Source organism: Enterococcus sp. DIV0561 (assembly GCF_050539875.1).
Taxonomy (GTDB): domain Bacteria; phylum Bacillota; class Bacilli; order Lactobacillales; family Enterococcaceae; genus Enterococcus; species Enterococcus faecalis.
The window spans coordinates 2,755,025-2,776,447 of record NZ_CP172927.1 but is presented as its reverse complement, the minus strand read 5'-3'; the positions used below and the strand labels follow the sequence as shown (position 1 = coordinate 2,776,447).

20 protein-coding genes are annotated in these 21,423 nt (G+C 39.8%); 16 read left to right on the top strand and 4 right to left on the bottom strand.

What is annotated here, in order from left to right; all coding sequences use genetic code 11:
* Positions 1 to 8: 8 nt before the first annotated feature.
* The 13 genes from IGM13_RS13215 to IGM13_RS13155 all read left to right on the top strand — a co-directional run bounded on the left by IGM13_RS13215 (position 9) and on the right by IGM13_RS13155 (position 13,531).
* Positions 9 to 1,103, top strand: a complete 1,095-nt coding sequence (locus tag IGM13_RS13215; protein WP_002419670.1) for a DUF917 domain-containing protein — start codon at positions 9 to 11, stop codon at positions 1,101 to 1,103.
* Entirely contained in the window at positions 1,104 to 2,657 is a 1,554-nt protein-coding gene (locus tag IGM13_RS13210; RefSeq protein WP_002419669.1) for a hydantoinase/oxoprolinase N-terminal domain-containing protein, read from the top strand. It begins immediately after the preceding gene.
* A gap of 73 nt (positions 2,658 to 2,730) precedes the next feature.
* Entirely contained in the window at positions 2,731 to 3,129 is a 399-nt protein-coding gene (locus tag IGM13_RS13205) for a hypothetical protein (RefSeq protein ID WP_010715488.1), read from the top strand.
* Positions 3,130 to 3,215: 86 nt separating this feature from the next.
* Positions 3,216 to 4,565 carry a glutathione-disulfide reductase gene (gor, locus tag IGM13_RS13200; protein WP_002354732.1) on the top strand — a complete coding sequence of 450 codons (1,350 nt, stop codon included), beginning with the start codon at positions 3,216 to 3,218 and terminating at the stop codon, positions 4,563 to 4,565.
* Between the two features lie 198 nt (positions 4,566 to 4,763).
* A complete protein-coding gene (folB, locus tag IGM13_RS13195) occupies positions 4,764 to 5,126 on the top strand; it encodes a dihydroneopterin aldolase (RefSeq protein WP_002372599.1) in 363 nt (120 codons plus the stop codon).
* The gene (folK, locus tag IGM13_RS13190) at positions 5,127 to 5,612 is read left to right on the top strand and encodes a 2-amino-4-hydroxy-6-hydroxymethyldihydropteridine diphosphokinase (RefSeq protein ID WP_002367511.1); all 486 of its coding nucleotides are present in this window, start codon (positions 5,127 to 5,129) and stop codon (positions 5,610 to 5,612) included. It begins immediately after the preceding gene.
* Positions 5,606 to 6,175 (top strand): GTP cyclohydrolase I FolE, encoded by a 570-nt coding sequence (gene folE, locus IGM13_RS13185; protein ID WP_002383148.1) that lies wholly within the window; start codon positions 5,606 to 5,608, stop codon positions 6,173 to 6,175. The genes folK and folE overlap by 7 nt, the downstream gene beginning before the upstream one ends.
* A gap of 3 nt (positions 6,176 to 6,178) precedes the next feature.
* Positions 6,179 to 6,772 carry a non-canonical purine NTP pyrophosphatase gene (locus IGM13_RS13180; RefSeq protein WP_002419668.1) on the top strand — a complete coding sequence of 198 codons (594 nt, stop codon included), beginning with the start codon at positions 6,179 to 6,181 and terminating at the stop codon, positions 6,770 to 6,772.
* Complete coding sequence (gene folP, locus IGM13_RS13175; protein WP_002419667.1) at positions 6,765 to 7,556, top strand: dihydropteroate synthase; 792 nt, start codon at positions 6,765 to 6,767, stop codon at positions 7,554 to 7,556. The genes IGM13_RS13180 and folP overlap by 8 nt, the downstream gene beginning before the upstream one ends.
* A 452-nt stretch (positions 7,557 to 8,008) precedes the next feature.
* Complete coding sequence (locus IGM13_RS13170; RefSeq protein ID WP_002419666.1) at positions 8,009 to 10,057, top strand: hypothetical protein; 2,049 nt, start codon at positions 8,009 to 8,011, stop codon at positions 10,055 to 10,057.
* Between the two features lie 504 nt (positions 10,058 to 10,561).
* Positions 10,562 to 10,762, top strand: a complete 201-nt coding sequence (locus tag IGM13_RS13165) for a hypothetical protein (protein ID WP_002383152.1) — start codon at positions 10,562 to 10,564, stop codon at positions 10,760 to 10,762.
* A 531-nt stretch (positions 10,763 to 11,293) separates the two neighbouring features.
* A complete protein-coding gene (locus IGM13_RS13160) occupies positions 11,294 to 13,099 on the top strand; it encodes a hypothetical protein (protein WP_002419663.1) in 1,806 nt (601 codons plus the stop codon).
* Between the two features lie 87 nt (positions 13,100 to 13,186).
* Positions 13,187 to 13,531, top strand: coding sequence for a hypothetical protein (locus IGM13_RS13155; RefSeq protein ID WP_002383155.1), 345 nt, complete (start codon positions 13,187 to 13,189; stop codon positions 13,529 to 13,531).
* 60 nt (positions 13,532 to 13,591) lie between these two features.
* Here IGM13_RS13155 and IGM13_RS13150 read toward each other — a convergent pair whose 3' ends face one another.
* The 4 genes from IGM13_RS13150 to IGM13_RS13135 form a co-directional block, all read right to left on the bottom strand.
* A complete protein-coding gene (locus tag IGM13_RS13150; RefSeq protein WP_016614465.1) occupies positions 13,592 to 14,578 on the bottom strand; it encodes a polyprenyl synthetase family protein in 987 nt (328 codons plus the stop codon).
* 37 nt (positions 14,579 to 14,615) lie between these two features.
* Complete coding sequence (locus tag IGM13_RS13145) at positions 14,616 to 15,173, bottom strand: Gx transporter family protein (RefSeq protein ID WP_002354743.1); 558 nt, start codon at positions 15,171 to 15,173, stop codon at positions 14,616 to 14,618.
* An 11-nt stretch (positions 15,174 to 15,184) separates the two neighbouring features.
* Complete coding sequence (locus IGM13_RS13140; protein ID WP_002358956.1) at positions 15,185 to 15,607, bottom strand: NusG domain II-containing protein; 423 nt, start codon at positions 15,605 to 15,607, stop codon at positions 15,185 to 15,187.
* A gap of 217 nt (positions 15,608 to 15,824) precedes the next feature.
* Positions 15,825 to 17,771: an NAD(P)/FAD-dependent oxidoreductase gene (locus IGM13_RS13135; protein ID WP_002354747.1), complete on the bottom strand. Its 1,947-nt coding sequence runs from the start codon at positions 17,769 to 17,771 to the stop codon at positions 15,825 to 15,827.
* A gap of 277 nt (positions 17,772 to 18,048) precedes the next feature.
* Between IGM13_RS13135 and pplA the strand changes: the two genes are divergently transcribed.
* The 3 genes from pplA (at position 18,049) to menA (ending at position 21,262) form a co-directional block, all read left to right on the top strand.
* Positions 18,049 to 18,978 (top strand): extracellular electron transfer flavoprotein PplA, encoded by a 930-nt coding sequence (gene pplA / locus IGM13_RS13130; protein ID WP_002367507.1) that lies wholly within the window; start codon positions 18,049 to 18,051, stop codon positions 18,976 to 18,978.
* 255 nt (positions 18,979 to 19,233) lie between these two features.
* Positions 19,234 to 20,301, top strand: a complete 1,068-nt coding sequence (locus IGM13_RS13125) for an FAD:protein FMN transferase (protein WP_002354751.1) — start codon at positions 19,234 to 19,236, stop codon at positions 20,299 to 20,301.
* Positions 20,302 to 20,314: 13 nt separating this feature from the next.
* Positions 20,315 to 21,262, top strand: a complete 948-nt coding sequence (gene menA, locus IGM13_RS13120; RefSeq protein ID WP_002383158.1) for a 1,4-dihydroxy-2-naphthoate polyprenyltransferase — start codon at positions 20,315 to 20,317, stop codon at positions 21,260 to 21,262.
* The last annotated feature ends 161 nt before the right edge of the window (positions 21,263 to 21,423 follow it).

Here is a 21,423-nt window from a genome sequence, read left to right as displayed (position 1 = left end):
GTCGGAGAATGCGTTATTTAGATGCAGAAGCAATTGAGAATATAGCCACAGGAGCAGCTTTTTTAGGGACAGGAGGTGGCGGTGATCCCTACATTGGTAAAATGATGGCTTTGTCCGCCATCGAAGAAAACGGACCTGTCAAACTGGTTTCTCCAGAAGAAATTGCCGCGGAGGATTTTTTCCTACCCGCCGCAATGATGGGTGCCCCATCTGTCGCAATTGAAAAATTTCCCAAAGGCGACGAATTTGTCCGTGTCTTTGAGAAGTTAGGAAAATATTTAGACCAAGACACGATTGCGGGGACCTTTCCAATGGAAGCAGGGGGCGTCAATTCAATGATTCCAATTGTTGTTGCAGCGAAGCTAGGCATTCCCTTGGTGGATTGTGATGGTATGGGTCGGGCCTTTCCAGAATTGCCTATGGTAACGTTCCATTTGAATGGGATGTCAGCGACCCCTATGGCAATTACCGATGAAAAAGGAAATATTGGCATTATGGAAACGATTGATAATACTTGGACAGAACGTCTTGCTCGTGTTCAAACGGTTGAAATGGGCGCCAGTGCTTTAGTGAGCATTTATCCCGCGACAGGCAAACAATTACAAGACTATGGTATTCACAACATCGTGACATTATCAGAAGAAATTGGCAAAGTGATTCGAGGTACCTATGCAGATGAACAAGAAAAACGCCAAGCATTAGTAGAAGTTACGGATGGCTTTGAATTGTTCCAAGGAAAAATTCTAGATGTAGAACGAGAAGTAAAAGGTGGCTTCAATTTGGGACGTGTCAAATTGAGTGGCTTAAACAGTGATGCTGGTTCAGAAGCAGTTGTCCATTTTCAAAATGAAAATTTAATTGCCGAGAAAGATGGCCAGGTGATTGCGATGACGCCTGATTTGATTTGTATGGTAGATTTGGAAACTTTAACGCCTGTGACAACAGAAAGCTTGAAATACGGCAAACGTGTCCAAGTAATGGGCTTGAAAGCGAATGCCGCTTGGCGAACGAAAAAAGGTATCGAAACAGTGGGTCCTCGGTATTTCGGCTACGAAATGGATTATCAACCACTAGAAAACTTAGTAGCGAAGGAGGACAAATAAATGTATAAAATCGGTATCGATGTCGGCGGCACAAATACAGATGCTGTTATTTTAGATCATCAATTAAACTTGATTCATTCAGTGAAAGTTCCAACAACCGATGATATTCAAACAGGGATTGCCGGTGCCTTAAATAAAGTCTTGGCAGAATCAGCAGTGGACCCAACCAAAGTCACACATGCAATGTTGGGCACGACCCAATGTACGAATGCCATTGTTGAACGAAAAAAATTAGCAAAAGTTGGGGTCCTTCGTTTGGGCTATCCAGCAACCGCTTCGGTCTTGCCTTACACAGCTTGGCCCAAGGACTTAGTGGCTACTCTTTCAGAAACGTATGCTTTAGCACATGGTGGCTACGAATATGATGGACAACAATTGACTGCACTGGACGAAGAAGAATTACGTGGGATTTTGGCCTCTTGGCGAGGAGAAGTAGAGGCAATTGCAGTAATTGGCGTTTTTTCTTCTTTAAAAAGTGACCAAGAATTGTTTGTTCAAGCGCTTGCGAAGGAAGTGTTAGGGGCAGATGTTCCTGTATCTTGCTCCTCAATGATTGGGTCTGTCGGTTTAATTGAACGGGAAAATGCAACAATTTTGAATGCTGCGTTGCACAAAGTAATTAAAGTGACCAGCGAAGGCTTTGAACAAGCCTTAGAACAAGAAAAAATTCATCACGCCCAAGTGTACTTATGTCAAAATGATGGTACGTTAATGTCGTTAACGTATGCCAAACAGTTTCCTATTTTAACCATTGCTTGTGGACCAACAAATAGTATTCGTGGCGCTTCTTACTTAGCTGGTTTGAAAGATGCGGTTGTTTTAGATGTTGGTGGCACAACGTCAGACATTGGCGTGTTAGTGGATGGCTTTCCAAGAGAATCTTCACTGGCCGTTGATGTTGGCGGAGTACGGACCAATTTTAGAATGCCAGATATCGTGTCAATCGGTGTCGGTGGCGGCAGTCTAGTGCGTGAACAACCAGATGGTTCTGTGACAGTTGGCCCCGACAGTGTCGGCTACCGTATTACACAAGAGGCCCTTGTTTTTGGCGGCACACAATTAACGACCACTGATATTGCGGTTCGCTTAGGCCATGCCCAAGTCGGTGATCCTAGCAAAGTAGCTCATTTAGACCAAACGTTTGCGGAAAAAGTGTACCAAAAAATTGGCGAATTGGTCAGTGAAGCGATTGATCGCATGAAAACCAGTTCTGCAGACGTGACGGTCGTTTTAGTTGGTGGTGGAAGTATTATCATCCCCGAAGAATTGACAGGTGTTAAAGCGCTAATTCGCAACGAAAACGGGGCAGTGGCGAATGCCATCGGTGCCTCTATCGCTCAGATTAGCGGACAATACGAACAAATTTATGTCTATTCAAAAATCCAACGAGACGCGGCGTTGGCCGATGCCCAAGAAAAAGCCGTCCAACAAGCTGAACTTGCGGGTGCAGTTCCTGGCACAATCGAGTTAGTCGAGGTGGAAGAAACACCACTCGCCTATCATCCAGAAAATGCAACACGCTTACGAGTAAAAGTGGTTGGGAACATGTACTAAAAGAAAGGAAATCCTCTGGCATATGAGGGTTTCCTTTTTGTGCTATAGTAAAAAAAAAGAAGGAGGAATAACTATGGCCAAATTATTCGCCTACCAAATTGGTCAAAACCCTCGTATTCAAACGGACCTTTTGGTAGATCCTCAGCTGTTTGAAGATGAGCATGGCTGTGCGGGGGGTGTGGGCTTCGGTTTAGCAGATTGTGTTCAAACCGGAATGTTTACAGATATTGAAGTGATAAAACGGTATCTTCACGAAGCAACCTACGTTTTTATTAATGGTGACTTTGACCGACTAAGTTATTTAGAAATTGGGATTGCACTTTCCTTAGGCAAAACACTTTACGTCATTACAATGAATCCAAACGTAACGAAAGAAGATTTAGGAATTCCCTTCGACAATGCTACGATTGAATTCCTTTCCCCCAGTTCTTTTACGGAACGAATCAATGAAACAGAAGCAGCAGAAAACTAAACAAAAGTAAGTAATTCGACTGTCTTTTTTTGCTATTTTTTGCGATAATAAGGGAGAAAGTTCAAATTGAAAGGGAGCCAGAATAAATGAAAACCTATGATTATATTGTTATTGGTGGCGGTAGTGGCGGGATTGCTTCTGCTAACCGCGCAGGAATGCACGGAGCCAACGTCCTTTTAATTGAGGGTAATGAAATTGGTGGGACCTGTGTCAACGTTGGTTGTGTGCCTAAAAAAGTCATGTGGCAAGCCAGCAGCATGATGGAAATGATGGAAAGAGACACAGCAGGCTATGGGTTTGATGTTGAAATCAAAAATTTTAGCTTTAAACAATTAGTTGAAAATCGTGAAAAATATATCGACTTCTTACATGGTGCGTATAATCGTGGTTTAGACAGTAACAACATTGAACGTATCCATGGTTACGCTACGTTTACTGGGGAGCAAACAATTGAAGTCAATGGGACAGAATATACGGCGCCGCACATTTTAATTGCGACAGGTGGTCGTCCGAAAAAACTAGGTATTCCAGGAGAAGAATATGCCTTAGATTCAAACGGCTTCTTTGCATTAGAAGAAATGCCAAAACGTGTGGTCTTTGTCGGTGCGGGTTACATCGCAGCCGAATTAGCAGGAACCTTACATGGCTTAGGCGCAGAAACACATTGGGCCTTCCGTCATGAACGACCATTACGAAGCTTTGATGACATGCTTTCTGAAAAAGTCGTAGAACGCTATCAAGAAATGGGCATGCAAATTCATCCGAATGCAACACCAGCTAAAATTGAAAAAACGGCGCAGAATGAGTATGTTATTACATTTGAAAATGGTGAATCAATTACGACAGATGCCGTGATTTTCGGGACAGGCCGTCAGCCGAACACGGATCAATTAGGCTTAGAAAATACGAAAGTAGCCCTTGATGAAAAAGGCTACGTCAAAGTAGATAAATTCCAAAATACCACGCAAAATGGTATCTACGCAGTCGGTGATGTCATTGGTAAAATCGACTTAACGCCAGTCGCGATTGCCGCTGGTCGACGCCTGTCTGAACGCTTATTTAACGGACAAACCGATTTATATCTGGATTATAACTTGGTACCAACGGTGGTCTTTACCCATCCACCAGTTGCGACAATTGGTTTGACGGAAAAAGCAGCGCTTGAAGAATATGGTGAAGACCAAGTGAAAATCTATCGCTCTAGCTTTACACCAATGTATTTTGCTTTAGGAGAATACCGTCAAAAATGCGACATGAAATTAATTTGTGTCGGCAAAGAAGAAAAAATTGTCGGTTTGCACGGCATCGGCATCGGTGTTGACGAAATGCTACAAGGCTTTGCAGTCGCTATTAAAATGGGCGCGACCAAAGCAGATTTTGATAATACTGTTGCGATTCATCCAACAGGCTCAGAAGAATTTGTAACAATGCGATAAAAGGCGAATAAACCCAAAAAAAGAGCGTTGCATCAGCAACGCTCTTTTTTTGAATACACGAGTTATACTATTTGATTGGTAAAAAGTAATTTTTTATATCATGCCAATAACCACTTTTCCATCTTTTAACTACTGACTTTTCCAAGAAATATGCTATGATTAAAAAAATCAGCAAAACAGAGGGTAGGGAGTTAGAAGATGGATAAAATTAGAATTAACAACTTGAAATTTTTCACAAAAAATGGTGTTTTGGCAGAAGAAAAACGTCTAGGACAGCAAGTAGAAATCGACCTTGAAATGCAGTTGTCGCTAGCCGAGGCAGGGCGAACAGATGATGTCACCCAAACTGTCAATTATGCCGAAGTGAATGAATTGATTGCCCAACGAGTAAACAATCACTCGTACGATTTAATTGAAGGTTTAGCGAGTGCTATTTTAGATGATATTTCCGCAGATTATCAAGAACAATTGGACAAAATTATCATTAAAATTAGAAAATATAGTGTGCCGATGCCCGGCCTTTTTGACAATATTGAAATTGAAATGGAGCGAGAAGTATAGATGATTGGCTATGTAGCATTAGGTAGTAACGTCGGCGATCCGTACACAAATTTAGTGAAAGCCCGCAATTATTTAAACGAAGACCCGCAGATTCAGGTCGTGGCTTCTTCAAAACTTTATGAAACGGATCCTTACGGCTATACAGACCAAGATGATTTTTTGAACGCCGTATTGAAAATTGATACTAGCTATACCGCTGAAGAATTACTGGCTGTTACCCAAGGGATTGAGCAAGCAATGAAACGTAAAAAATTAATTCACTGGGGTCCGCGGATTATTGATATTGATATTTTATTATTAGGGGAACAGTCAGTCACGTTGCCTCACCTACAAGTTCCTCATCAAGAATTAACAAAACGGTCATTTGTTTTGATTCCCTTAAGTGATGTTTACGCAGAGGAACAACTATTGGGCGCGCCAATAGCTACGTGGATTCAGCGCAGTGGCAATCAAGAAGAAGTGCGAGTAAGCGAAAAGGAATGGTAGAGATGGAGCAGGAAAAACAAGCGCAAATTGAGCAGGCAGTTACCACAATCTTAGAAGCAGTGGGGGAAGATACTCAACGGGCAGGACTCATTGATACACCCAAACGCGTAGCTAAAATGTATGCAGAAGTTTTTAGTGGATTAACCGAACCTGAATTTGACGATTATAAATTATTTGATAGCTTAAATGAAGGCGAAATGGTTCTAGTAAAAGATATTGCCTTTTATTCAATGTGTGAACACCATTTATTGCCATTTTATGGAAAAGTACATGTCGCTTATCTGCCAGAAGGTGGCAAAGTATTGGGACTAAGCAAGTTACCAAGATTAGTAGAACATTGTGCCAAACGTCCCACAGTTCAAGAAGATTTAACAGTGACAATTGCCCGCAAACTCCAAGAAAATATTCCCGTCAAAGGCATTGCAGTAGCCATTGAAGCGGAACATATGTGTATGACGATGCGCGGCGTGAAAACACCACAAAGTAGCACCAAAACATTTCAATTTACCGGACTATTTAAAGAACAAGAGTGGAAAAATCAATTTTTAATGGAGATACGTTAGAAAATGGAAATCATTGTTGGCACGAATAACCAAGGTAAGTTAAAAGAAATGCAATCAGGACTTAAGGACCCAGCTATTCAACTTGTCTCTTATCGAAAGTATACCACCAGTCAAGAGCAACCGGCAGAAACTGGCACTACGTATGCTGAAAATGCTTATCTAAAAGCTCGCTTTTTTCAACAATTAATCGGACGCCCAGTGTTAGGTGATGATGGCGGCTTAACGTTAACTGCTTTTCCTGATTTATTAGGTATTTATACAAGCCGCTTTTTCCATTCAGCTAATCCGGAAGAACAGAACCGCGAACTGTTGCACTTATTTGAAGGACAACAGTCGACTCGCGAGTTAACCTTATCAGCCACGTTGGTCTATGCACTCGATGACGACAAACTGTTGCAAACGGAAGCCACTTTGACTGGTGAATTAGTTGAACCGCGCGGTACAGGCGGTTATGGTTTTGATCCGATTATTTATTTACCAGACCGAGGCAAAACCTTAGCGGAGTTGTCCACGAGTGAACGAATGAAGATAAGTCCTAGAATGCGGGCTTTACGAAAGATGATTCAGCAGATAAAGGAGCAATGTGACAATGATTGATTTAAAAAAGAATTACCAAATTATGGGGATTGTCAACACGACCCCCGACTCTTTTTCTGATGGCGGTAGCTACACAACGGTCGACGTGGCCTATCAACATGCGCTTCATCTACTAGAAGCGGGGGCCGATATTTTAGACATTGGCGGCCAATCCACACGTCCTGGCTACGAAGAAGTTTCTCCACAAGTTGAGGCAGACCGAGTATTACCGTTAATTAAAAAAATACGTGAGACTTCTCTAGCGCCGATTTCTGTGGACACCTACTATCCCGAAGTAGCAGAAGCCGCGATCCAAGCTGGCGCCACAATGATTAATGACATCAAAGGATTAGACACTCCGGGGATGGCAGAAGTCCTCGCACAATATCCTGAAGTCCAAGTTGTGATTATGCATTCTAGAAAACGCCAATCGCTTTCTTTAAAAGAAGAGTTGCACCAATTTTATACAGAAAAAATTGAACAATGCCAAAAATATGGGCTTTCCTTAGAAAAAATTTGTTTCGATCCAGGGATTGGCTTTCATAAAACTGTTGCTGAAAACCTTCAACTGTTAAAAGATCCTAACGCCTTTCGCTACCAAGATTATCCGTTAATGTACGGCGTTTCTCGCAAACGAACCATTGGCGCTTTAACGAACGAACCAGAACCAGCCAACCGTGATTTTGGCTCAGCCGCTGCTTCCTTGTATGCGGCGCAACAAGGCGTAGAAATTTTACGTGTTCATAATGTCCAAGGCTTAAAACAAACATTTGATGTCTGGCGAGCATTGTCGGAGAAGGAGTAAAGGTAGACCAATAGACTAAACAGACCGACCATCTTTTTTGATGGTCGGTCTGTTTAGTCTATTGCTAAAATCAGTAATAAAAAATAAACCTGTCATAACTTTTACCGAAGGTTGATTATAATTAAAGATGACGTCTTAAACGTTCGCAACCTAATAAACGGCAGAAACAGAACCAACGCCTTCAGAACTAATTGGTCCTGTCCTGATCTCTTCATGTTTATCGTGTTTATTATGCTAAGTTGAAACGGGAAAGTCGATTGTTAAATAAGCTTTCGTTTTTTAGGTATTTTTAAGAAATATTTTAGAGTAGATACAGCATAGAAATTCTATTACAATTGTCTTTGGATCTTCAAATAATATCAATTGTTATTTAATATTTATTTTATTTTTTACAAGTAAAAGTAAGGAGGTTGTAATCTCAATTGAAAAAACATAACTATTTATTGATTTTATTGTGGATAGTTGGAGGGATCTTTTTAGGAGTTGAAAAAGTAGAGGCTGCTCCTAGACCATTAACAGAACTGGGCTATTTCCATTGGGCAAATCAATCGATTACACCAGCGGCAAACACATTTATTATGCATTACGGCGAAAATACATCCGTCGAACCAATTGAAGGCGAAGTGTATTCAAACTACATGGCAGTTAGTCGAACGACAAATAAAAGTAAAGCATTAGTAAAAAATGTGGGGTTCTATGAAGGAAAAGCAGTTAATTTATTAGTTACATTACAACGGAATAAAAGTAATTTGGATGGAGGATCAATTAGTTTTACTGAAAGCTATTTTTTAGGAATTACGATTAAAGGCGAAATGCTGGTTACCTATGATTTTGTTGATAATTATGGTCAGCCCTTAACGATAAAAACAGCGTTTAATTACTATGGGTTAAATTCAAACAAATATGTTGGCTATAAAAACCCTGGAACGATAATTGATGCCTTATATGCGGAAAATCCTACACATATTCTTTACGATACGTGGGATGGCGGAGACGATGATTATTGGTTATATCTAAAAAACGTTACTGCAGGGGTACCTTGGCGGGACCCTCGCCAGCGTTTTGAAATGACGACCAAAAGTATTTCTACTGTTACGTTTGTAGTCCACAACAATGACACAACGCCGTCATCCATTGTTTACTTTACGGATTTTTTGGCAAAACCAGAATTTCCAACAGCCTACGCAATGGATACTTATTTTGAAAATGCAGAGACGGCTGTTTGTTTAAATGTGCAACAGACCATTCCAAATATTGATCAGTGGACAAAACCTAGTCAAATGGCTATAAACGTTAACCTGAACCAAGTAAATCAAACAAAGCAATATCAATTTGACAAAGTCTTAGTTACAGACTTTAAAGGAGAAGATTTAACGGATTTATTTACTAGCCAAACAGATGGTGAAAATGTCCAAATTATGACAAAAAATCTGTCAGATAGTCGTTTCTACGATACCGTATTACAATATAAAGTTTACTTGAAATGGCAAGGGACTCAAAATCCAGTCGATACGGCGCTCATTTCAAGTGGAAAATTAGACTTGCCGTTTAGTGCAAGAACTCTTTTAGATGGAGAAAATTTAGAGGAAACGACTGCTACATCCAGTGTGAATTATGTGGGGAAAGCAACGACTGTGTTTTTAAATGAACAAGATAATGCTATTCATGAACCAGTCACAAAAGAAGGGATTTTAACCACGCCTTTTGACTTGTCTAATCAGTATCCCCAAATAGCTGGCTATGAACCAATTAAGACCCAACAAGATCAAGGAATGTTTCTTCCAGAGGAGCAAACAATTATTCATCGTTATCGTGAAAAGAAGTTATTACAATTCAAATTGATGGATGAAGAAAATCCGCTATTGGTCTCACGTTTTACAAATCAGCGAGAAGTTACTTTTTCATTTTCCCATGATCCATCAACCAATATAACTTTAATAGCGAAGTGTGGCACGGAAGAAAAAGAATTAAAAAAATATGTAGATGCGCCAGAATCGGTTGTTGATAAAGTTACGTATACTTTTCCTGAACATTGGTTGAATCGAGAGGTTTTCTTTTATATAAAAGATGAGAACAATCAAGAGTCAGAAAAAGACAGTCGGACTCTTCAAAAAGAAGCTGGGCCCAAGCTCATTTTACCTGATACGATCAATTTTGGTGTGAATGAAATTCCCGCAACAGAGACAATGATTTCTTCTATTACAAATAAAGAAATCCGCATTGAAGATACAAGCAAACTTGATAAAAGTCGGTGGACAATTAAAGTAAAAGAAGAACAACCGTTAAAGAACGAAAACGGTGAGTTACTCGACAAAAGAATAAGTTATGGTGAGAAGAATCAGCGTGTTCTAATTAATGCAGATAGCCAACCTATTTTGCAAGGAAGCGGCAACGCTACCGCTAATTTGACCAAACAACTTCAGTTGACGATTTTTCCATCTGATCCAATCGGAAGGTATAGTGGAGTGTTGCGGTGGTCTCTGGAAGATGCGCCAGAATAAAACCTTTGTTTAATAAGAAAAAAGTGCCCAAAGATCTATCAATAGATAATTGGACACTTTTTTATAGACCTTTCTGGGGCTCCTACTTTTTTAAAGAGAGCGCCTTCTAACAAAGTGCAAATGTGTTATACTACACAAGTAGGAAGTTTATGACGGTGGCAATTTCTCAAAAAAGAGGGACTGCCAATGTTTTTGCTTGCTCGCTTTTTCCCTAGAAAGGAATAGTAGTGACTGTCTTTGAAGCATTGATGCTTGCAATCGCTTTCGCAACATTAATTGTCAAAATCAGTAATAAAAACGACAAAAAATAAACCCGTCATAACCTTTAGCGAAGATTGACGGGTTTATTTCCGTATCAAAATCAAGCTACCGTCTTAAACGGTCTACCCGAGAGCGTATGTCTAGTACGCTCTCTTCGTGTTTATTATAGCAAGTTGAAACGGAAAAGTCGAATAGTAAATAAATTGAGATAAGACAGAGCGGGGAAAGTAGGGAGAGTTAAAAATGGCATTTGCACATATAAATATAGAAAATATGGTTGTTTTTGGAGGAATCTCATTAAGTATTTATATATTATACACTGTTCTGAATATTATAGAATTTAAGTATTATGACAAGGTATCTTTTGATGAAGAAGAACTTGACAGAATAGATACACAGGAATATGCAAGGTACTTTTCAGAACTATTAACGGAAAACCAATAATTTAAAGCCACCGTCGTAAATGGTCTACCCGAGAGCGTATGTCTAGTACGCTCTCTTCGTGTTTATTATAGCAAGTTGGAACGGAAAAATTCGAATAGTATCTAGATAAAAAAACAGTGTAGAAACGAAAGCTATGTTGAATGCTGCAGCAGATACTGCTTTTGTGATAATTAATTAAAGACTTCTGTCTCAACTTAAATCAACCAACAAAAGGGAACTTTTTATACAAAGTGTGTACACACTATTGAATAGACTTGAATCAGCGTGATTTTATTTGAATTTTTCAACAGTAGCTACAAAAAAAGTGTTAATTTATGCTTATAAAAGTAACAATTTTATTTTTGGACGACAATCAATAACTGGTTCAAACATTGGCTTTTATTTCATTTAATAATTTACATTATTTTATTATTTCTTTTTTTAGGAATAAATAAAATAAAATTTTAAATTTATTTCGTGTATGCTAAATGATATACAGGGGAATAATTTTATATATTCTTGGTTAATTTTTATTTAAAGGAAGGAATTTGTATGAAGAAAATTACTAAGGCTCTTATCATTAGCACGTTAGGAATTCAAGTGTGTCTACCCATCGTGAGTTATGCAACGTCTGAAGAGCAACCGAGCGAAGTCAGTCAGCAACTTAGCGCCAGTCTGAAGGTAGCTGGTGTACCAGAATCTGAAAATTATAAAACACAGTTTTCTGTGAAACCATCTGAAAACTTATACAAAGGTTCTATGACATTTAGGCCAGCGAATCAAAACGAGTTGTTAATTGATGGCTTTGTCAACAATAACAACATACAAATTGCGATTACTGTTGACCGTACCAAACCGCGAACACTCTATATTTATGAACTTAGTCCCAACAATTCCACTCGACAAAAATACACACTAACAGAGGGGAGTACGGTGAATTCAAAAGAGTTTCCAGGACATCGTTATGTCTACCCTGGAGGGAAATATGACAATATTATTTTGGAACGTTACAACACTAGAGCGGCAATTTGGAATTTAAAACGAACGCTTTTACAAAATGATACGAAAACAGTGAATAAAGTAATCGTCCCAATTATTGATCAATTAGAACAAGAAACACATTATATTATCGCTGGTACAACAAAAGAAGAACCTGAAAATCAGCTATTAGAGAGTGTTAAACAATCTGGTTTCAAAGGAGATGCTTATACAACTGGTGCGCCGGAAACGATTGTTAAAGATGGTGTGACCTATGCGTTAACTGACCCATTACCGACCAACGCAAATGGTTACTTATCTAAATATTATAATGGTTGGTCACACTTGTATAATTATGGAAATTACGATCTTCGTCGCACGCAAATTGATGATAGCGGCACACAATTGATTGAGTTACTAAGAAAAAACGGTACAGTTGAGCAGAGCGCCAAGGTAGCTGCGGGCCAAAGCCACACATTTCCTAATAAAGGCACTGCAGGTGGACCTGTGACAGCTGTTAATTTTTACAATGGGATTCCAGAAACGACGTATCATGTGGTTTATCAATATATTGCTGTTGAAACAGAATACCGTGGTCAAATCGTGGATCAAGATGGCAATAAAATTTCTAAAGAGGGGCTCGAACTGCCATCTTTTGAAGGAAAACGTGGTGAAACAATTCAGGTGAACCCAGAGGACCTACCAGAGATTCCTGGGTATATTAAACCGAGTGCACCATTAGAGCTAGTTATTCCAGAAACAGGTTCAGTCATTGAAATTCCTTATGAACGTTATATACCATACGATCCAGACAATGGCTATCAACCTATTGAAATCACAGAAGGCAAAAGTAATAATAAAGATTATAATTGGTATTTCGATCATCAAGATACAGGCGGCCAGCTATTAGTCAATGCGGCAGTGATGGCAGAACATTGGTATCATCCAGGTTCAACAAAAACGGTTGGAGAAGCAGAAAAAAGCCAGCCTGTCAAATGGGATTCCTCGGCATTAGCCTTTTATATGTTTAGAAATAAAGTTCCCTTCCATTATTACCGAGAACCAACACTGGAGTTTATGAAAAATGAAATTGATGAAGGCCGCATTTTTATTACTTACGTAGAAACAAGTGAGTTATTTTATAATCCTACACCTGACTCCACTTGGGGGCGCTTCTATGAAGAAACAGGTCGGAACAATATAATCGTGAAAGGCTACAAATATATTAATAATCGTTTGTATTTTGAAACCTATGATCCATTATCTGGAGGTCGTAAACACAAAAATGGTGAGCCTTTAGGAAAAGATCGCCTATATGATGCAGAAGAGTTTATGCGAGCAATGGAAAAAGGTGTGCCAATTATTCAAGTCATTGGTTAAGTAAACCTAGAAATAAGTTATAACATATTTGTTTTCAAATATATTATATAAATGCTTTAAAAATACTAAGTAGAGGAGTTTTTTAAGATGAAGAAAGCTATCAAAAAAGTTTCAATGTGTTTAGGGGTAACCGCATTTTTAGGGGCAGGAGCGTTGGCTACAACAACTTCAGCTTTTGCAACAGAACAACCAGAAGTGGCATCAGAAGCCATCTCAACCTATGCGGCGACTGGTTTTTATCGTGTTCTTTACGATACAACGTTGTTATTCAGTGATAACGCCGACATTATTCATATACCAGCAGGATTTATGATTTACCATACAGGAAATGAGATGGAGTGGGGGGGCATGAAATTTTATGAAATGAATGTCATGCAAGGAACAGAAGTATACCGTGGTTATGTTCAAGATACAGCGTTAGTTAAAGCGTAAAAAAAGACAGCTCTTCTGCGTTCAGAAGAGCTGTCTTTTTACTAAATAACCAAAAGTTTTTTAATTCTCTCTTGTCAAAATCGTTTGTGTAATTTCATACAATTGTTCTTTCGCCTTAGCCTTTGTTTCAGGAAGTTTGCTGATTTCTTTCAACGCTTTTTCCGTGTAATGAGTGGCTAATTGTTGGGCCTTTTCTACGCCACCTAGTTCATGGACAAGACGATAAATTTCCTGTGTTTCTTCATCGGTCAAGGCTTCTTTTTTCATTAAAAGTGGCAACAAGACTTCACGATTGGCTTCAAGTGCATAAATCAAGGGCAAAGAATACACGCCTTGACGTACGTCTTCTAAGACGGGTTTGCCGATGGCATCGGCAGTTTGTGTATAGTCCAAAATATCATCAATAATTTGAAAAGCCAGTCCGATGTTTTCGCCGATTTCACCACAACGTTTGGCAAAACGTTGGGAGGTGCCACTTTCATAGGCACCGACAAAACAACTTAGCGCAAACAGTTCCGCAGTTTTTCCGGAAATGTTTTTTAAATATTGGTCAATCGTTACCTCGAAATTATAGCGATTGTCCATTTGACCAAGCTCACCAGTTAGGACTTTTTCCATACTGCGCGAATTTAATTGAATGCTTTTTAATGAAGAAGAATAATCAGATAAGAGCTTGAAACAGCAAACAAAAAGATAATCGCCTGTATACACGGCTGTGCTATTGCCAAAGCGCGAACGCAGTGTTGGCAAGCCACGACGCGTATCGGCTTCGTCGACAATATCGTCGTGAACTAACGTGGCGGTATGCAGTAATTCAATGGAAGCCGCTAACGCTGTCGCCTTTTTAGGGTCCCGCTGTTCACCAAAATAAGAGAACAACAGTTGGTAGGCTGGACGTAGCAATTTGCCGCCAGAATGAATCATGTCATGGACAGCAGCTTGAATCTCTTGATTATCGATTTGAACCGCTTGTTCCATCAAGCGAAGAGTAGTTGTTAATTCTTTTGATAACGTAGGATAGGTATTCCACATAGGATGTATATTCATAAGATGACTCCTTTAATTGTGGCGGACAGGTTTTCAATTAGAAAAATTGACTCCACTTATGTTTCGTTGTTTGTTCATAATTCAGTTGGAATTTTCGTAACGTCTGGACATGTTGTAGTAAATAATTAGCGGCAATCCCAATGGCAATCCCTGAAAGTAACCCAAACAGAGATAGAAATGGTAAGTACAGCATCGGCGCCCACGAATGAGCAAAGAAAGAGGTCGTTAGCAACTGACCAACGTTGTGTAAGAAACCACCAACGGCACTAATCCCGATAATGCTGACCCGTTTTGGCCCCAGCTGCTTGACAAGCAACATGCCGAAATAACTTAATAAGGCACCACTGGCACTATAGAAAAAGGTCGAAAGTGTACCGCCCAGTAATGTCGTTAAAATCAAACGTAAACAGACCAGGAAAAAACTATCACGCTTACGCATGGTGAAAATCGCAATAATAGTAATTAAATTTGCTAGACCGAGCTTTGCCCCAGGAGCAAATGCGAAAGGGTAAGGAATCATATTTTCGATTAAACCAATAATGACCCCTTGGGCAACGAGCATAGCAATATAAATATTCTTGTGTAATTTGCTCATAGTTGTCGTGCTTAATAAATTAAGCTACCGTCTTCACTCCCATCAGAAGCTTCCACGGTGATAAACAAATTGTGGGGTAGACAGGCAATCGGGGTTTCACCAGGTTTGGAAATCCAGCCTCGCCGAACATCCACTAAGTCAGCACAGTTGGCTTCCTTCACGCGGATACGATCACCATCTACTTCAATCAGGTTGTAATCACCGTCTTTTGCTTCGTATTTATATGTATAATGCGGGCCGTCCTTTTTTAAGTCAAAGACTTTGATTACTTTGTTGTCTACTTTCAAGACTGCTTGATACGTAGCCGCTTCTTGACCACGGTTTTGCATGGCAAAAACAACAAGGGGCAGAAAAGAACCAAGAACTAAAACAGCAATAATAATAACGTCCCATGTTTTCAAGCGACTTTTCTTAATGAATTCTTTGATCGTCATTTTCTTCTCTCTCCTTTGGTGTTTTTTTCTTGTCTATCATAACACAGTGAACGGAAAAGAAGTATTCTTTTCCAGTTGAGTCACCATATTATATAAAAGAAAATATGTGGGACAAAAGTCATGCTTGACTGCTGTCCCACATACTAAATCCTATGATAGTCAGCTGGAGACATGTGTCTCAGCTTTTGCTCGTAGTTGTCAATCGATGATCGATTGCTTACTTACCGCCGTATCTAGCTTTCGGGGTACCATACCATGCTTTACCAAGTTTGCGTTGAATCCATGGAATTACCCAGCGGTCTAAACCGACAGCACGGCCTGAACCGTTCATCAAAGCAAAAGCGACAAAGATAAACCAGATATTTACCCAATAGAACATGCCAGATAAACAGAAGGCAATTGTTAAACCAATTGTAGCAGCACTTGATAACCAAGTGAATAAACCAGCAATCAATGCTAAAGCAATACATACTTCAACGATTGTCATGAATTTTTGCATGAACAAAGCAACTTCTTGGTTAGGCATCATAAATTTCATTACGCTTTCGAACCATTTAGGCATGTGATCAAACACTTGCATTGGTGTTTCGCCGTAAGCGTAGCTTAAACCAAAGTGCGCTGCTTGTGTTGCCGCATCGGCCCCACCGCTTGCCGCCGCATCCGCCGCACCACTTGCAGCAGTTGTTGCTGTTTCAGTTGCTTGAGAAGCACCTGTTGTTACTTGTTCTTGTAACCAAGGGAATGGGAAAACGACTTTATCTGTGAACCAAGAACCGTCACCAAACCAAGTGCTTGGTTTCAAGTAATCGCCGTTGCCGACAATTTTCTTCATTGATTCGACTAACCAAACCATACCATAGAAGACACGTAGCGGAACACTCCACAAGACATTGCCGTAACGAGACGTATGTCCGCGAGCAACAGAACGATCATCTTTAATATGGAAGATTTCGTGCATAATGTATTGGAACATATAGTAACCAGAACGAATATCAAAGAAGTATTTCAAGTTAACGATATGTTTCATAATGATGGCTAAGAAACCACTCAAATGAATTTTATCGAATAAGTTGGCAACGCCCCATTTCGCGCCGATGGAAACCATGAATCCTTGGTAGTTTCCTTTAAAGGCATGTTTTTCGCCGCCTTTAATATCTGCAACGATGTTGGCAGCTGCAGTATGACCTGTTTGTTCAGCTGCTTGAACGATTTGAGGAGTTGGTGTATTTGGTGTTTCTTCGTAATAAACCAAGTCACCAATGATATAAATGTTTTTGTCTTCGTAGCCTTTTGCTTGCATGTATTCATTCGCAACTAAACGACTACCACGTGCTGCTTCTAAACCAAAGTCAGCGGCATCAGAAGTTGCTTTCACACCAGCTGTCCAGATTAACGTATGCGTTGGTACTTCAGAACCATCTTTTAATTTAATGTGATCTGCTGCAACTTCAACGATTGGTGAGTTCAATAATAATTGAACATTTTTCTTTTCTAGATAACGTTCTGCTTTGGCAGCATCGTTACGAGATAACATGTTTAAGATGGTTGGCATTGCTTCAACAACCATTAATGTAATTTCGTCTGGATCAATTTTGGCATCTTTTGCTAAACGATCTTTCCAGTCGATTAATTCGCCGACCATTTCGATCCCAGTAAAACCAGAACCACAGACAACGAATGTTAACATTGCTTTGCGTACTTCAGCATCTGGTTCGATGGCTGCTTTAGCAACGGTTGCTTCAATGTGATGACGAATTTTCACTGCATCATCAAATGACCATAAGGTGAAACCATTTTCTTTCACGCCTGGTGTTCCAAAGTCGTTTGGTTCGCCACCCATACCCAGAATTAACTGGTCAAATGGATAAGAACCTGCTAAAGTTTTCACAACTTTGTTTTCTTTGTCGATCCCAGTAACAGTATCTGTTACCAATTTTACGTTTTTCTTGCGTGAGAACAAACGTTGTAAGTCGTATTGAATTGCTTCTGGTTCAACACGTCCGCCTGCTACTTCATGCAATTCGGTCATCATAGTGTGGTAAGAATGGCGATCAATCAATGTGATTGTTACGTCCGTATCTTTTTTAAATTTCTTTGCTAGAAATTTAGTAGCTGAAACGCCAGCATACCCAGCACCTACAACGACAATATTTTGCTTTGTCATTGACAATCCGCTCCTTAATATTGTAAGTAGTAAAATAGTGATAATGATTAATAAGTACACAATCGACTAACATTATATAAGTATTTCACGAATTTGTCTAATATAAATTTTAATTGTCAACAAATTTACTCCAACGATGAGTTTTTGATGAAAAAAAGACCGAAATGTAAATATTTTTAGGGGATGGTCTTGACAACGTTTTTAAAACCATTATAATGTGTAATGTATCACAAACTTTTAATGTTTGTGAAAATCATGAAAGAAAAGGTGACTATCAATGAAAGTGAATAAATTTGTTAAAGGTTTTGCGGCAATTGCATTATTTAGTTTAGTATTAGCAGGCTGTGGCGCAGACAAGAAAGACAACACAACGAACTCTTCTAGCGCAGCATCTTCAGAAACGAAAAAATCAACTGAATCATCAGCACCAGCGAAAAAAGTTGCCGGTGGCGATTTAAAAGATGGTACGTATAAATTAGAAGAAAAAAATGAAAAAAATGGTTACCGTGCAGTCTTTGAAATGACTGTAAAAGACGGCAAAATCACTGAATCTAAATATGACAACATCAATGCTGACGGCAAATCTAAAACAGAAGACACTAAGTATGAAGAAAGCATGAAAGCAAAATCTGGTGTTGGACCAAAAGAATACATCAAACAATTAAACGATTCTTTTGTTAAAGCACAAAGCGCAAGCGGTGTGGAAGTAGTAACCGGTGCGACTCATTCATCTGAATCATTCCAAAACTACGCACAACAATTAATCCAAGCAGCACAAGCTGGTAACACAGACACAATCGAAATCGACAATGGGGCAACATTGAAAGATGGTACGTACTCATTGAAAGAAAAAAATGACTCAAACGGCTACCACACAACATTCTCAATGACTGTGAAAGATGGTAAAGTGACTGAATCTAACTACGATAACGTGAACGCTGACGGCAAATCTAAAAAAGATGACACTGAATACGAAAGCAAAATGAAAGACGTTACTGGCGTTGGACCAAAAGAATATATCGAAACATTAAACAAAGAATTTGTTAAAGCAATGGGCGAAGAAGACGGCTCACCTGCAGGTGTTGAAGTGGTAACTGGTGCAACACACAGCACACATTCATTCATCAACTACGCACAACAATTAGTGAACGCTGCTGAAAAAGGCGACACAACTGAAATCGTTGTTGACAACATCGTAACAAAATAATTAGAAATAAATGAATCGTGAAGTAGTTCCTGAAATGCTTTTCAGCAATTACTTAGCACCATTGAGGGGTTGGGAAAAAGTCGGTTAGCTGACTTTCCCGCCCCTTTTTCTTCGCTAGTTCTGTCCATCATTTCACAAATTTTTTTCACAGAAATTTGTGAATTTCCAAGAGAAAGACTTTTCATTTTTTCCAAAAAAGGCTACTATGCAAGAGAACTTATTTTTTAATTAAAGAAGGAAAGAAGAGGGAATCCTATGAAAAAGAAACTTCTGCTCATGGTGAGTGTTCTAGCAGTGCTGTTTGTGGCAGCTGCTTGTTCCTCAAAACCAGAAGCGAAAATTAATACAGAACCATACTCTGACCGTCAAACAATGCTTGGTACCTACGTTCAAATTCGCATCTACGATGATGGCAAAGAAGACGTCTTACCGAAAGCTTTTGCCCGTGTCAAAGAACTAGGCGATAAAATCACCGTCAACCAACCAGGTTCAGAAATTGATGAAATCAACCAAGAAGCAGGCGTGAAACCAGTCAAAGTCTCAGATGACCTGTATCCTTTGTTGAAAAAAGCCTATGAATATAGCAAAGACTCCCGCGGCGGCTTCGACATGGCAATTGGCCCAATCACTTCTATGTGGCACATTGGCTTCGATGATGCCCGCAAACCAAGCCAAGCCGAAATTGATCAAGCCTTGAAACTTGTCGATTACACGAAAGTCAAATTCAACGACAAAGAGCAAACCGTTTACCTTGAAGAAAAAGGCATGCAATTGGATTTAGGCGCAATTGCCAAAGGCTTCATCACTGATGAAGTCGTGAAAGTTCTGAAAGACAACGGCGTTACCACCGCTATCGTCGATTTAGGCGGGAATGTTTACGTCTTAGGACACAGCCCACGTGGCAAAGACATGGACTGGACAGTTGGGATTCAAGATCCGAATAAAGCCCGCAACACTGTTTTAGGTCAAGTCAAAGAAAGCAACAAAACCTTAGTCACATCAGGAATTTATGAACGCTACTTAAAAGTCGATGGTAAAACGTACCACCATCTCTTCGATCGTGAAACTGGCTATCCGTTTGATAACGACATCGCGGGTGTCACCATTATCACCGACAAATCCATCGATGGTGATGGTCTCTCAACAGCCGTCTTCTCAATGGGCGTCAAAAAAGGACTAGAATATGTCGAAAGTCTGAAAGGAACCGATGCCATTTTCGTCACAAAAGACGACAAAGTCTACATCAGCAAAGATATCGAAGGCAACTTTGAAATCGGCAAAGACTCTGGCTATACGATGGGGAATCGGGCCGATTTGAAATAAGGAGCGACTAAAAATGTCTTTAAATGTGTTTTTAAAAGTAGTGGAAATTCAGACGAAGCTAGCCAGTCTCTTTCCTTTTATCATCGGGGTCTTGTTTTCAATGACCTATTTTGGGGAAGTCCAGTGGGGCAACACGCTGGTTTTCTTCATTGGCATGGTGGTCTTTGATATGGCCACCACCGCCATTAATAATTACATGGACTTCAAAAAAGCCAAATCGGATGTCTATAAATATGAAGAAAATATTATCGGACAATCAGGCGTTTCACCACAACTGGTCCGCAACATGATTTTCGCCATGATTGCCTTCACTGCCGTTGTGGGTGCGTACTTAACGGTTCAAACCGGTTGGCTCTTCCTTGTGTTAGGGGGAATTTGCTGCTTCATCGGTATTTTCTACACGTATGGACCGATTCCGTTATCCCGCATGCCCTTGGGAGAAATTTTCAGTGGCTTCACGATGGGCTTAGGTATCTTCGTCTTAACGGTTTACTTGAACGTGGTCACCCAGCCGCCGTTTTACTTAACGGTTGATTTCGCCAGTGGCGCCTTTCGCTTAGACGGCAATCTCTGGGCGGTGCTTGCGATTGTCGTGGCTTCCTTGCCCTTGGTCTGTTCGATTGCTAACATCATGCTCGCCAACAATTTACGGGACTTAGATACGGATATTGAGAACCACCGTTATACGTTAGTCTATTATATCGGACGCCCAGCGGGGATTGTGCTGTTTCAAGTGTTAGCGCTAGCTGGGTATCTGGTGATTTTATTCGGCTTCATTAGTGGTATTTATCAATGGCCAGTGTTAATTACGTTTGCCACTCTGCCTGTCATTTGGAAAAATATTCAAACGTTTAAACAAGAATTGCCGCAGCCGAAAAGTTTCCGTCATTCCATTAAAAACTTACTGGTTTTCAATGGTACCTATGCCTTAGGGCTATTAATTAGCGCTTTGATTGGTTGAAACCTAAAAAAGTGCGAAGAATGCGAAAAAAATCTTGTTTTTTTTCAAGAAGTTTCTTCAAAATAGTTAAGAAAAGCTCAAAACGTTAGTGGTCAACACTAACATTTTGAGCTTTTCTCGTTAAAGAGAACAAAAAATTAAACTTTAAAGGCGTGATTTCA

Bases quoted from the DNA above. Each gene is read 5' to 3' on its own strand.
- IGM13_RS13215 (WP_002419670.1), top strand. From the start codon at position 9: ATGCGTTATTTAGATGCAGAAGCAATTGAGAATATAGCCACAGGAGCA.
- IGM13_RS13210 (WP_002419669.1), top strand. From the start codon at position 1,104: ATGTATAAAATCGGTATCGATGTCGGCGGCACAAATACAGATGCTGTT.
- IGM13_RS13205 (WP_010715488.1), top strand. From the start codon at position 2,731: ATGGCCAAATTATTCGCCTACCAAATTGGTCAAAACCCTCGTATTCAA.
- gor (WP_002354732.1), top strand. From the start codon at position 3,216: ATGAAAACCTATGATTATATTGTTATTGGTGGCGGTAGTGGCGGGATT.
- folB (WP_002372599.1), top strand. From the start codon at position 4,764: ATGGATAAAATTAGAATTAACAACTTGAAATTTTTCACAAAAAATGGT.
- folK (WP_002367511.1), top strand. From the start codon at position 5,127: ATGATTGGCTATGTAGCATTAGGTAGTAACGTCGGCGATCCGTACACA.
- folE (WP_002383148.1), top strand. From the start codon at position 5,606: ATGGTAGAGATGGAGCAGGAAAAACAAGCGCAAATTGAGCAGGCAGTT.
- IGM13_RS13180 (WP_002419668.1), top strand. From the start codon at position 6,179: ATGGAAATCATTGTTGGCACGAATAACCAAGGTAAGTTAAAAGAAATG.
- folP (WP_002419667.1), top strand. From the start codon at position 6,765: ATGATTGATTTAAAAAAGAATTACCAAATTATGGGGATTGTCAACACG.
- IGM13_RS13165 (WP_002383152.1), top strand. From the start codon at position 10,562: ATGGCATTTGCACATATAAATATAGAAAATATGGTTGTTTTTGGAGGA.
- IGM13_RS13160 (WP_002419663.1), top strand. From the start codon at position 11,294: ATGAAGAAAATTACTAAGGCTCTTATCATTAGCACGTTAGGAATTCAA.
- IGM13_RS13155 (WP_002383155.1), top strand. From the start codon at position 13,187: ATGAAGAAAGCTATCAAAAAAGTTTCAATGTGTTTAGGGGTAACCGCA.
- IGM13_RS13150 (WP_016614465.1), bottom strand. From the start codon at position 14,578: ATGAATATACATCCTATGTGGAATACCTATCCTACGTTATCAAAAGAA.
- IGM13_RS13145 (WP_002354743.1), bottom strand. From the start codon at position 15,173: ATGAGCAAATTACACAAGAATATTTATATTGCTATGCTCGTTGCCCAA.
- IGM13_RS13140 (WP_002358956.1), bottom strand. From the start codon at position 15,607: ATGACGATCAAAGAATTCATTAAGAAAAGTCGCTTGAAAACATGGGAC.
- IGM13_RS13135 (WP_002354747.1), bottom strand. From the start codon at position 17,771: ATGACAAAGCAAAATATTGTCGTTGTAGGTGCTGGGTATGCTGGCGTT.
- pplA (WP_002367507.1), top strand. From the start codon at position 18,049: ATGAAAGTGAATAAATTTGTTAAAGGTTTTGCGGCAATTGCATTATTT.
- IGM13_RS13125 (WP_002354751.1), top strand. From the start codon at position 19,234: ATGAAAAAGAAACTTCTGCTCATGGTGAGTGTTCTAGCAGTGCTGTTT.
- menA (WP_002383158.1), top strand. From the start codon at position 20,315: ATGTCTTTAAATGTGTTTTTAAAAGTAGTGGAAATTCAGACGAAGCTA.